General features: G+C 43.7%; 8 protein-coding genes. 5 read left to right on the top strand and 3 right to left on the bottom strand.

Features of this window, described 5'->3' with window-relative positions; genetic code table 11:
* Window positions 1-33: 33 nt before the first annotated feature.
* From nudC to dnaQ, 3 genes are all read right to left on the bottom strand, one after another.
* Window positions 34-810 carry an NAD(+) diphosphatase gene (gene nudC / locus F986_RS08525; protein WP_004694048.1) on the bottom strand — a complete coding sequence of 259 codons (777 nt, stop codon included), beginning with the start codon at window positions 808-810 and terminating at the stop codon, window positions 34-36.
* Window positions 810-2,453 (bottom strand): hypothetical protein, encoded by a 1,644-nt coding sequence (locus tag F986_RS08520; protein WP_004694047.1) that lies wholly within the window; start codon window positions 2,451-2,453, stop codon window positions 810-812. Before F986_RS08520 ends, nudC begins: the two co-directional genes overlap by 1 nt.
* Before the next feature lie 126 nt (window positions 2,454-2,579).
* Entirely contained in the window at window positions 2,580-4,001 is a 1,422-nt protein-coding gene (dnaQ, locus tag F986_RS08515) for a DNA polymerase III subunit epsilon (RefSeq protein ID WP_004694045.1), read from the bottom strand.
* 209 nt (window positions 4,002-4,210) lie between these two features.
* Here dnaQ and F986_RS08510 point away from each other — a divergent pair, with 209 nt between their 5' ends.
* From F986_RS08510 to F986_RS08490, 5 genes are read left to right on the top strand one after another with little or no spacing between them, the layout of a single operon-like run.
* Window positions 4,211-7,480 carry a LysM peptidoglycan-binding domain-containing protein gene (locus F986_RS08510; RefSeq protein WP_004694043.1) on the top strand — a complete coding sequence of 1,090 codons (3,270 nt, stop codon included), beginning with the start codon at window positions 4,211-4,213 and terminating at the stop codon, window positions 7,478-7,480.
* A gap of 35 nt (window positions 7,481-7,515) precedes the next feature.
* Complete coding sequence (locus F986_RS08505; RefSeq protein WP_004694041.1) at window positions 7,516-9,357, top strand: extracellular solute-binding protein; 1,842 nt, start codon at window positions 7,516-7,518, stop codon at window positions 9,355-9,357.
* A gap of 18 nt (window positions 9,358-9,375) precedes the next feature.
* Window positions 9,376-10,437: a microcin C ABC transporter permease YejB gene (gene yejB, locus F986_RS08500; RefSeq protein ID WP_004694039.1), complete on the top strand. Its 1,062-nt coding sequence runs from the start codon at window positions 9,376-9,378 to the stop codon at window positions 10,435-10,437.
* Entirely contained in the window at window positions 10,437-11,450 is a 1,014-nt protein-coding gene (locus tag F986_RS08495) for an ABC transporter permease (protein ID WP_004694038.1), read from the top strand. Before yejB ends, F986_RS08495 begins: the two co-directional genes overlap by 1 nt.
* Window positions 11,425-13,014 (top strand): ABC transporter ATP-binding protein, encoded by a 1,590-nt coding sequence (locus F986_RS08490; RefSeq protein ID WP_004694036.1) that lies wholly within the window; start codon window positions 11,425-11,427, stop codon window positions 13,012-13,014. The genes F986_RS08495 and F986_RS08490 overlap by 26 nt, the downstream gene beginning before the upstream one ends.
* Window positions 13,015-13,101: the final 87 nt, after the last annotated feature.

The following is a 13,101-nucleotide window of genomic DNA, read 5'->3' as shown; positions in this document are numbered from 1 at the left end:
AACGTGTATTTGTTGTAGAGATGGTGAGTGAGCTTAGAGCCACTCACGTGTATCATCTGCGACTGTTGTGCCTTCTGTCGCATGCATGATCATGGCATGTGCAATGCTGCCTTTGAACGGAATTTCTGGCAATTGATCAAACTTAAAGAATTGAGCATCGCTGATTTCGTCTTCTTGTAAGCAAAGCTCACCCGATGCGTATTCTGCTTTAAATGCAATCATTAAGTTACTTGGAAAAGGCCAAGGCTGACTCGCCAAGTATTGAACATTTTTGACTTGAATGCCGACTTCTTCCAAGGTTTCGCGGCGTACCGCTTCTTCTAAAGTTTCACCGACTTCAACAAAGCCTGCAATCAAACCATACATATTGCTACGGGTATTACGTGCATTTTTTGCCAACAGAATTTCATCTTCACCTCGTGTAATGACGGTGATGACACAGGGTTGTACTCGTGGATACTGATGATAACCGCAGGCAGGACAGATCATGGCATATTCGCTGGCATGTGCTTCTGTGGCATGGCCGCAATGACTACAAAATTTATGATTACGACGCCATTCTAGCAGTTGAATAGCTCGGCTGGCCTGTTCAAATTGTTTGGTGCTCCAGAGTGGAAGCAACTGGCGAATTGGGATGAGTTCTAAGCCTTCAGGAATCGGCTCATTGTCTAGCAGGTCTCGGGCAATCACTTGATCACCCGAGTGAAAACTTAAATCACTTGCTAGCTTTTCTACACGAGGCAATTGAAAGTTATGGTCCACCAACAATTGTTGTTGGTGGAAAATATAAGCAAGTGAAAGTTCTGACATTAGGCAACAGTCTTTAGTTTTTGGCTACTGTCCAATGCTACATCAAACATACTATGTAATACAGGCTGTTTGTTTTTTAAGTTATCAATCAGCATATCTGCACTTGCAAGAGCGTCAAGCACATGATTCACCTGAGCAGCAGTGAGCGCAGTTTCAGCCGTGATTTGTTGTTGCACAAAATCTGCTGAAAGATTCAGAGCAGTTTGACCATTTTCAGCGCCTAAGAACAGCATTGCGCCAGCAACTTCACGTAGTTGTGCAGGGGTGTTCTCAAGTGTAGCTAAATCTTGCTCTTCCTGATATTGCGCCAAAGCTTGACTACTTAAGTCAATAGACGTTTTAGCCTCAGTCAATAAAGCAGCATGGGCTTCATCTAAACGGTCTAGTGAAATATTCATGTTGTTGACACGCAGCTGTAGGCGGCTTGAAGTATGGTGACGTTCTAACACGCCAATCGAGTTCATTGCCGACAAGATCACGTTCATCAACTGCTGCGCAAAACCTTCATCTTTCAGCATATCTGGTTGACTAAGTGATGCTGCTTGACGGTTTAAGTCATTATGCGCTTCATTTAAGTTCAATACTTTGAAAATGTTCGCCAAATCGACCAGTTTTGCTTGGAGCTCTTGGGTCTTTTCAGGGGTCATGTTTTGGTAGTTGTACTCAATGTCATTGCGGATTTGCGACATTTCGGTGGTTACCAAATCACTAATGGTATGCATCGTGTCGAAATCTGGGCCATACAGATGACGACTGAAAACTTGCAGCTGCGTATCTGTGAGTAAGTCATCGCCAATATTGAGTTTGCCACGGATGTGTTGAGAAACTTCGTCTTCTTGGCTGATACATAGGCTGAGAATGTTGGCAAGATCGGTGAGGCTGGCTTTGAAACGTTCAGGTGCAGTAAAGAACTGTGCAATGTTACGTTCGATGCTAATCAGAGTGCGTAAACGTGGTTCATTAATGAGCAATTGTTCAATTTGATTGAGTGCAACATAGACCAAGTTCCAATACTGTTTACTCGGTGTTTGTTCTGCTAGACCTGCTAAATAAGTGCCCACCAATTTCATTGCTTGTAAATCAAGTTCGCTTTCTTCTTGTTTCAGCATTTGACTTAAAGACAGCTTGTACAGGCGATGAACATATTGAGATTTTTCAAGACTTGGTGCTTGAGGGAGGCTGAAATCTGGGGTGATACAGTCTAGTAATGACTCGATGTGCTGACCTTCTTGCGTTAAAGGCTTTGCTAATGCAATTTCAAGACGGTTTAAGGTATCGAGTAAAAACTGTGGAATTTTCACTTCTCTTAAACAAATGAATTCAATATAGCGCTTCAGCATGGTCGTGCCTTCGCTGAGAGCAATCACATCTTGCGTATTAATCTGTGCAGGATTCCCCATGATCTTGCGCATAAGCTCTGCGGAATATTCAGCAATTTTGGCCAAGCTCGACATATCAATCAATGCAAGCACTTGAGCACATTGCTCAAATTGGTTTAATGCATCGTCAATCCCAAAAGGTAAAGTCTGATCTTCTGCTAAGGTGCTCACAGCTGATTCAACCAGCTTAATGGAGTTATCCACTTCATTTTTTATTATCAGCAGCGCCGTTGGATCAAAATGAATAGAGGTTTGGTAAGACATTGATCTGCACCTATCCTAGTGTTTTATCGTGTTTATATGCGGCCCAAAGAAGGCATAGCAACTTGTTCATCACTATAGCCTAACTGAAAAATCTTGTAATACAAAAGTTAACAAAAACTTTAGAATTTATTTGGCAAAAAGGCAGGGTGTGCCATGTTTTTCTTGGTATTGTTTGACCCAAGTCTCATGTGCTTCAAGTTCTTCGGCTGAAGGGTGAATTACCGCCAGTTCAATATCTAGTGTTTGACGCTGACTTTGCCCATTTTGTTGTTCACTATGTGACAGGGCATCCATATCAAAGGAAACCTGACCACCTGTCATAGCCAAGTAAACGTCGGCTAGAATTTCAGCATCCAGTAAGGCCCCGTGGAAGGTACGGTCACGCTGTGGAATTTCGTAACGGCGAACTAAGGCATCGAGTGAGTTTTTTTGCCCCGGATGCTTAGATTTTGCCATCGCGAGGGTATCTGTCACTGCACAAACTTCAGAAAGCGCAACAAATCCTGCACGCTTGAACTCCATGTCTAAGAAGTTCATATCGAAGCTTGCATTATGCGCAATGATTTCCGCACCTTTGAGATAGGCAAATAAAGTGTCTGCAATCTCTTGATACAGCGGCTTATCTTTTAAAAAGTCATCAGAGATCCCGTGGACATTTTCAGAATCGCCCACAGGTTTTTTTGGGTTGATGTAGATATGAATCGAGCTGCCTGTGAGCTTTCGATTGACCATTTCAATCGCGCCAACTTCAATAATGCGATCACCATCTTGATAATAAAAACCCGTGGTCTCTGTATCGAGGATGAGCTGTCGAGGTCCAAAGACCTCAACCTTACGTGGAGTAATCACAATTTGTGGATGTTGTTTGAGTTGTGTTAAATCGACACTTGCCGCAACTTCAGGCGTTTGTTCAGTAGAAGCAACCGTTGTGCCAAGTTCTGGTTCAGCCATTAAACTTGGCTCTTGTTCTGCAACGTGTATTTCACTTTCGGCTAAATCTTCGCTGTTATCAACTTCTTCGTCATCGAAACCCAAACCAAAAGGGTCGTTTAACAACCAGTCTGGTTCAACTTTTTTTTTATCTATGGATGGTTCTGTTGTCGTTGTTTTAGACTGACGAAGTTGAGCCTGTGTTTGATCGGCACCGAGGTTTGCCAATTGATCTGCCATTTCATTACCTTCGTGACCTGCATGGCCTTTGACCCAGTGCCAGTCGATATCACGGCCTTGGCAGGCTGCATCGAGTTTTTTCCATAAATCTGGGTTTTTAACGTCTTTCCAGTTTTTCTTTTTCCAACCCGTAATCCACTCGGTAATGCCACGTTTGACATAGGTTGAATCTGTCCAGACTACCAACTTCGCATCGGTTGGGCAAAAAAGAATGCCTTCAATGGCCGCGGTGAGTTCCATACGGTTATTGGTGGTGTTGTCTTCACCGCCACACAGTTTATGTTCTTCAGTTTCTGTAATAATGTACGCGCCCCATCCCCCAAGACCAGGGTTTCCACGACAAGCACCATCGACATACAGGGTAATTGTTTGTGACATACACAACTTCCGTAAACTGAAAATTAAAACTAAGCGGGCACCATTGTATAACGCAAATGCACTAGAGAAGTGTATAAGATGCAGCTTTTTTAATTTCTTGTAACATTTATACTGATTTCAAGTTAAATTAACGCCTTGTGTCTGCGGCGTGCTTTACTACAATGGCAGATCTAAAAAATAAATTTTATACGAGTTGTTTGGATTTTCTTATGTATAAGTCAGCTGCCATTTTTGGCCAACCGATGTTACCGACATTATTTAAAATTACAGTACTCGGTTCAGCACTTGCGACACTTGGACTGGCTGGTTGTTCCTCGACGCAAAGTGCAACGCAAACATCTAAATCCAAACAAGTCGGATCGAACTACCTAGATGCAAACAGCCTAGATTCTTTAGAAGATTTACTTTCTGCAACCGACATGCGTGCGGTGGAAGGAGACCGACTGTTGGTGTTAAAGCACGGTGACGTTTGGAAGCGTATGACCGTTGGCTTTAAAATGAACACCGATCATTGGAATCCGCGTATTGATGCTCAGCGTGGGTGGTTCATTTCACGCCAACCGTATTTGGATCGTTTAAGTGCACGTGCTTCACGTTATTTGTATCACACTGTTAAAGAAGCCGAGCGTCGCGGATTACCAACAGAGCTGGCTCTTCTGCCTGTGATTGAAAGTTCGTATGACCCTGCTGCAACCAGTAGTGCTGCGGCTGCGGGCTTATGGCAGTTTATTCCAAGTACGGGCCGCATTTATGGCTTAAAACAAAGTAGCCAATACGACGGTCGCCGTGATGTGGTCGAGTCAACGCGTGCTGCATATGAGTTCTTGGGCAGTTTATATAACCAGTTTGGTTCGTGGGAACTTGCACTAGCGGCTTATAACGCAGGTCCGGGCCGTATTCAACAAGCGATTAACCGTAATAAAGCCGCAGGTTTGCCGACAGATTATTGGTCATTAAAACTGCCTGAAGAAACCATGAATTATGTGCCACGTTTCTTGGCGGTTGCACAGATCATTAAAAATCCAAATGCCTATAACATCAATTTACCGCCGATTGCGAACCGTCCGCACTTTAGAGAAGTGACTGTGGGTGCAGTGAGTTTAAATGAGGTGGCATCGATTACAGGTTTAAGCCGTGCCGAGTTATACCAGTTAAACCCCGGGCACAGAGGCGAGTCAATTGACGGCACGAGTCCAATGCGGATTTTAATTCCTGCGGATTTGAGTCCTTCAGTGGATGTACGTTTGAAAAAATTACAGGGTGGTTCAGGCGGCTTGTGGGCATCTGCAAATACCAAACTGCCTGAAAATAACCAAACGATTCAACCAAGCAAAATTGAACCGCCGACCTTAAACACCAAAGCGATCACACCGTCGAAAACTACACCACCTGTTTTAGCGACGACAACAACAAAAACCACAACAGGAAAGCCTGCCACTTCGTCTACAGTGACGTCGTCGAGCAGTACGGCTATTGCGACGCCTACCCGTGGTTCAACGCCTAAAGGGTCTAATGCACTGGCTGCTTTTGCTGCTAATAGCGATATTCCAAGTGCGCCGCGTATTCCAGTTGCGGTTACGCCAGCGACCCCAGTGAAACCAGTTTCCGTTGAACCACCAATTTCAGCGGCAGAGCGTGAACAGTTAACCGCAGCAATTCAAGCCGAAGGTCAAAGCAAAACTGTCGATGAAGTTCTGAAACCCGTTGCGACGAAAGCAGAGCAAGCTGAAGTGGTAGCTGAAATTCAAGCTTTGGCCCCTCAAGGGACAGAAATTGTAGATCCTTTGGATGGTAAAATTAAGCTCACCGCAATTCAAACCAGTCAGTCTGTGGCAGAGCTGCAAGGCAAAGAGTTAACCAAAGGTTTTGCTTATCCAAAATCTGTGGCTGACAATACCCGTTTAGATTCAGATGAAGTGAAACGTAATCAAGGCAAAAACTTTGTTAAGACTGACTCTGAAATTGTGATTGTGCCGCCAAAAGGTAAACGTTCAACTTATACCGTACAACCGGGTGATACTTTAGCGCTGATTGCTGCCAAAAATGGGGTGAACTGGCGTGATGTGGCGAAGTGGAACCAAATGGATGCCAATGCCACACTTTATGTCGGTACATCGATTTATTTATATGATGCAAAACCACAAGCTGAAAAAGTTGAAGTGCGTTCTACCGTGAAAGCTGAGACTAAACCCGAGAGTTATACCGTTCGTGCCAATGATACTTTAACCGGTATCGCGGATGAGTTTGGTTTAAGCTTAAAACAGTTGGCTGACTATAACGGTTTAAGCGTAACGAGTGGCGTACGTGTGGGGCAAAAGCTTTCTTTAAAAGAAACGGCTCAATCCCGTGCTAAAGTCAACGATGAGAAAGCTACTAGCCAAACTAAAGTTGCAACTCAGTCTTATACGGTGAAACGTGGTGAATATCTGAAATTGATTGCAGACCGCTATGCGCTGTCAAATCAAGAATTGGCAGATTTAACACCGGGTTTAAATGCGGGCAGCAACCTGTTAGTTGGACAAAAAATTAATGTGCCACTTAATGATGTTAAAAGCTTAGCGACAAGTAGTGCTAAAACGCCTTCAGTTAAAGCTGAGCCACAGTTCAAAGTTGAAAGCTATAAAGTACAACGTGGTGATACATTGTATAGCATTGCATCACAGTCGAAGATGAGCCTGTCGGAGCTGGCTGATCTCAACAATCTTTCAAGCAATAGCGGCTTGCAAGTGGGTCAAAGTATTAAGATCCCTGCGGGTTCAACCGTGCCAGAGACTTATACCGTTCAGTCGGGGGACTCATTAACTGCAATTGCTTCGAAATATAATTTGGGTATGGATTATATTGCTGACCTCAACAACATGAGTCGTACAGCGGGCTTACGTGCAGGTCAAAAACTCAAATTAACGGGTGAAGTGCCTACTGTTGAAACGCCGAAAATAGTCGAAAAACAAACTACTGCAAGTAATAACTCAACCGATATCCATGTGGTGAAATCGGGTGAAACCCTAAATAGCATTGCGCGTAAATATCACTTGCAACTGAACTATTTGGCTGAATTAAACAACCTAAGCCGTACGGCGAATGTTCGTGTTGGTCAGCGTTTAAAAATTGAAGGTGATGTTGATTCAGCTCCAATCAAAACAGAAACAGTGGCAGCAAAGCCACAAGCAACTTCTAGCCGTGCAACTGAAGCTTATAAAGTGAAGTCAGGTGAGTCGTTAAACTCAATTGCAAACCGTGCTGGGATGTCTGTGTCAGAGCTTGCTAGTTTAAATAATCTGAGTCCGCGTGCGGGCTTACAAGTTGGGCAGACCATTCAAATTCCAAAACTGATTTCACAGTACACAGTGAAACGTGGTGATACCTTAATTGGACTGGCAAGCCGTTATGGTATGGATACTTCGCAATTGGCTGAGCTCAATGACATTAAACCGAATACGCAGTTGCGCATTGGTGATGTAATTAAGGTGCCGAACTAATATTGAGTTGAAATGCAATTTCAGAGAAAGCTCCGATGACGGTTAGAACAACACTCTTGCTGTTCAGCCTTGTCGTGATTCCTTTAAAGGCATGGTCTGCACTACAGACCATGCCTTTTATTGCACCTTATGGTACGCCGAAATACAGCCAGTCGGATCATCTGCCTTATGCCAATGTGCAGGCGCCAAAGGGTGGTGAATTAACACGTGCAGTCATTGGGAGTTTTGATAACTTAAACAGCATGAATGGTCGCGGTACTGCGGTTGAGGGAACCAACTATTTATTTGACTCACTTATGAGTAGTTCTTTGGATGAGCCCGCGGTGATGTATCCATTGCTGGCAGAAAAGGTCAGCTATGACCCGAAAAACTTTAACGCGATCATTTTTCATTTAAACCCAAAAGCACGCTTCAGTGATGGCAGTTCTGTTACCGCAGCCGATGTAAAGTTCAGTTTTGATATCTTTCAAAGCAAGTCCAATTTTGGCTTACAGATGTATTTGTCAGATTTAGCCAAGACAGAAGTGTTGTCCAAATACAGCGTCAAAATGCATTTTAAAACCCGAAATAATGTGGAAATGCCTTTGATTGTGGCCAGAATGCCAATTTATTCCAAAAAAGACTGGCAAGGCAAAGACTTTAGTCAAACTTCGGTCAAACCGATTTTAGGTTCAGGCCCTTACCTCTTAGAGAAAATCAATGCAGGGCAGCGGGTTATTTATAAGCGTAATCCAAAGTATTGGGCCAGAGATTTAAAGGTCAACCAAGGGCGTTATAATTTTAACCGCGTGGATTATGTGTACTATCGCAGCAAAGATATTGCTTTTACTGCGTTTAAGGCCGGTTTATATACCTTGCATGAGGAAGAGTCTGCACGACAATGGGTGACAGCCTATAACTTTCCCGCAGCGAAACAAGGTCTCGTCAAAAAATATAGCTTTAAGCATTTCAATCCGATTCCAACGCAAAGTTTTGTATTTAATACCCGTCGTCAGCCTTTTCAAGATATTTATTTTCGCCAAGCTTTGACTTATGCCTACGACTTCGAGTGGCAAAACAAAGCGATGTTCTATGGGCAATATCAACGCTTGCAAAGTTATTTTTCTAATAGCGAACTAGAGGCGAAGGGTGCGCCTTCGGCTGCTGAAATCAAAATCTTAAAGCCTTATTTGGCGAAATTGCATCCCGTACAGCGAGATGGCGTTTTAAAGAACTGGCGTTATTCAGCTTCAGATGGATCGGGCTATAATCGAAATAATTTACTCATTGCACGACAGATTTTATTAAAAAATGGCTATACATATAATGCCAAAGGGCAATTGTTGGATCGGAAAAATAAGCCGATTCAGTTTGAATTTCTGATTCAGCCGAGTGATGCTGTACGTGAAATTACGCCTTTTGTTCGCCATCTAAAGCGCCTAGGAATACAGCTGAACATTCGACAGGTTGATACACCGCAGTACTATGAGCGTATGCGGACTCAAGATTTTGATATGACCCTACAAACGATGCCACAGTCTTTGACACCGGGCAAAGAACAGGTGCAACTGTGGGGCAGTGCTTCAGCCCATCAGGTGGGAAATTATAATTATTCGGGTATTCAAAATCCGGTGATCGATCAGATGATCCAACAGTTGATTCAAGCGCCTGATCGTAAGCAAGTGGTGGTGCAAACGCGTATTTTAGATCGCTTGTTGCGTGCAGGTTATTATCAAATACCGACCTATGGTAAAGCGGATCAATGGTATGCCTATTGGAACATGTATCAAAAACCGGCACGGAGTCCACAGTTGCATGTCGGTTTGGATTATTGGTGGAGTGATGCCAAACAGGCGAAAAAGGTGAGTCAGTACTTAGGTCAGGCAGCCAAGCCATAAGCTGGCATAGGGGGTGAGATGCGTATGTATATATTCAAAAGGCTGTTGCTGATCGTTCCGACCTTATTTCTGATTTTGCTGATCAATTTTGCTGTGATTCAAATTGCACCCGGTGGGCCTGTTGAGCAAGCCATTCAACAAGCGGAAGCTATGCAAACTTTGGGTAATTTGGGCGGTGCAGGTGGAGGCTCAAATGTCTATCAAGGCGCGCAAGGACTCAGTGATGAAATGCTCGCAAAGATCAAAGCACATTATGGTTTTGATCAGCCCATGCATATACGCTTTTTTGAAATGGTGAAAAATTACGCGCAACTGGACTTCGGCACGAGCTTTTTTAAAGACCAGCCCGTTACAGCACTGATTAAGGATAAATTACCTGTATCCGTGTCCTTTGGGCTGTGGAGTGCTTTGCTAATTTATCTAATTTCCATTCCTTTGGGCATTAAAAAAGCCCGATTGCACGGCACGGTGTTTGATCAGTCTACATCGCTACTGTTGGCAGTGGCTTACGCGGTTCCTGCATTTATTTTTGCAATTCTCCTGATTGTCTTTTTTGCAGGCGGTTCTTATTTCCAATGGTTCCCTTTACAAGGTTTGGTCTCGGAAAATTTTGCGGACTTGTCGCTATGGGGCAAAATTAAAGATTATTTTTGGCACATGGCTTTACCGCTTTTGGCGATGGTGATTGGTGGCTTTGCCACAGTGACTTATCTCACCAAGTATTCGTTTATGGAAGAACTCAGCAAGCCTTATGTGCTGACGGCACGTTCCAAAGGCCTGACCGAGTCTCAAGTGTTGTATGGTCATGTGTTTCGCAATGCGATACTGATTGTGGTGGCAGGTTTACCAGAAGTTTTAATCGCTTACTTCTTTGTGGGCAATTTATTTATTGAGATCATATTTAATCTGGATGGTTTAGGCCTATTGGGCTTTGAGGCGATTGTGCAACGAGACTATCCTGTGATTTTTGGCACATTGTTCATTTTTACTTTGTTGGGCTTGCTGCTGCGTCTGATTGGCGATGTGTTGTATCAGCTGATTGATCCGCGAATACATTTTGATTCGCAAGGGAGAGGCTGATGTCACCCATTTTACAGGCAGGTTTCAAACGATTTAAGCAAAATAAGCTCGGTCTTAGTTGTAGTATTTTATTTATCTGTGTTTTTGTACTGTCTTTAGCCTCAGAGCTAATCGCGAATGATAAACCACTATTGGTTAAGTATGATCAGACCTTATATTTCCCTGTATTGAAACACTATCCTGAAACGACTTTTGGCGGTGTTTTCGAAACTGAAACTGAATATAAAGATCCAGTGGTACAGCAGCTGATTCAAGCAAAAGGTTGGGTTGTTTGGCCGTTGATTCGATATTCATATCAAACCCCCAATGTTGATTTGACAGTCCCTGTACCGTCACCACCCACAATGCAAAATTGGCTCGGGACAGATGACCAAGGTCGTGATGTCTTGGCACGCGTGTTGTATGGTTTACGTGTCTCATTGCTGTTCGGTTTTGTTTTGACTTTCAGTTCAGCTGTACTGGGCATAGTGATTGGAGCAATACAAGGTTATTACGGTGGTTGGATCGATTTAATCGGGCAGCGCATTTTAGAAGTGTGGGGCGGGTTACCCATGCTGTTCATGGTGATGATTTTAGTCAGCATGTTCAGCCCAAATATTTACTGGTTGTTTTTAATCATGCTGTTATTCAGTTGGACAATTTTAGTTCCACTGGTACGTGCTGAGTTTTTAAGGGCCCGCCAGTTGGACTATGTCCGTGCCGCGCGAAGTTTAGGTGTCACTAACCGAGCTATTATTTTTCGGCATATTTTACCCAATGCGATCAGCTCTAGCTTGTCACAACTGCCTTTTATCTTAACAGCCAATATTACAGCGCTAACAGCACTGGATTTCTTGGGTTATGGCCTACCGCCTGATGCGGCATCATTGGGTGAGCTTTTGTTACAAGGCAAGAATAATTTAAATGCACCATGGTTAGCTCTGTCTGGCTTTTTTAGCTTGGCTATTGTGCTTGCGTTGCTGATGTATATCGGGGAGGCTTTGCGCGATGCATTTGACCCTAGACGCCAATAGAACAGCTCCGATACTTGAAGTGAATGCCCTGAGCATTCACAGCTCAGAACGGGTATTAGTCGATCAGCTCAGTTTTGAACTGCGTGCTGGGCAGACTTTGGCGCTGGTTGGAGAGAGCGGTTCAGGAAAATCGGTCAGTGCTTTATCCTTGATGGGTTTGTTGCCGAAAGTTTTACAAGTGCAAGGCTCCGTACTGTTAGACGGAAAAAATCTCTTAAAGTTGAGCGATGCGCAACTTAGGTCGATTCGTGGGCAAAAAATCGCGATGGTTTTTCAAGAGCCAATGACCGCTTTAAATTCTTTGCATCGGGTGGAAAAGATCATTGCCGAGACTTTATGGTTACAGGGTTGGTCTAAAACACAAGCGCGGCAACGAGTAATTGCCTTGTTAGAAGATGTGGGTATTCCAAATCCTGAAAGTGTGTTGCAGCGTTTTCCTTATGAGCTGTCTGGCGGCCAACGCCAGCGGGTCATGATTGCCATGGCACTGGTGCAAGAGCCTGATATTTTGATTGCTGATGAGCCCACCACGGCACTAGATGTCATGCTGCAAGTTCAAATTTTAGACTTGCTGAAGTCTTTACAACAGCGCCATAACATGGCCATGATTTTGATTAGCCATGACCTCAACTTGGTGAAACACTATGCTGATGATGCCGTGGTCATCCATCAAGGTAAGGTCGTAGAGCAAGGGGCGGTTGCGCAGATTTTTGAGCAGTCGCAGTCTACTTATACTCAAAACTTACTCAATCATTCTTTTGGTCAAGCCATTAATGTACAAGATGCAGCACCTTTGCTCCGCTTAAAACAACTTGAGGTTAAATTTCCGATTAAAAAAGGCTGGTTTAATCGCACGACACAGTATCTTGCTGCGGTTGAAGCTTTGGAGTTGAGCTTGGCTCAAGGGTATTCTTTGGGAGTGGTGGGAGAAAGTGGTGCAGGCAAAAGTTCTTTGGCACTGGCTGTAGCAAGGTTGATTGAAAGTCGAGGACAGATCCAGTTTGGAGAACATGATTTAAACCAACTCTCGCAAAAGGCATTACGTCCGCTTCGCGGTGATTTTCAAATTGTCTTTCAAGACCCGTTCGCAAGTTTGAACCCACGCATGAGTGTTGAGCAAATTATTGCAGAAGGTTTGACTTTAAAGCCTTTGTCTTTGCTTGAGAGGACACAGCGTGTTGAGAATGTCTTAACTCAGGTGGAGTTACCTGTCACATTTAAAAACTATTATCCACATGAGCTATCTGGTGGGCAAAGGCAGCGTGTGGCTTTGGCACGAACCTTGGTACTTCAACCTAAGCTATTGATTTTAGATGAACCAACTTCGGCCTTAGACCGAAGTACGCAGCGTTCGATTGTGGCGTTATTACGCCGGCTACAACACGAGCAGGGTATGAGCTATTTGTTTATTAGTCATGACTTACAAGTGGTACGAGCACTCTGCCAACAGGTTTTGGTCTTGCGTCATGCCAAAGTGGTGGAATTGCAAGCCACTGAACAACTTTTTGAGCAACCGCAGTCTGACTATACGCGTCAATTGATTCAAGCCAGTCAGTATCAGTAAAATTTATTTTGCTAAATAAAAATTTAGAGAATTTGACAAAATGAATTGTCAAATTCTCTTGACTGTAGCCAAAAAATACATAGAGTA

Origin of the sequence: Acinetobacter johnsonii CIP 64.6 (assembly GCF_000368045.1) — a bacterium.
Classification (GTDB): domain Bacteria; phylum Pseudomonadota; class Gammaproteobacteria; order Pseudomonadales; family Moraxellaceae; genus Acinetobacter; species Acinetobacter johnsonii.
Note: the sequence above shows the minus strand (reverse complement) of the source record. Positions and strands in the feature narration are given on the sequence as shown.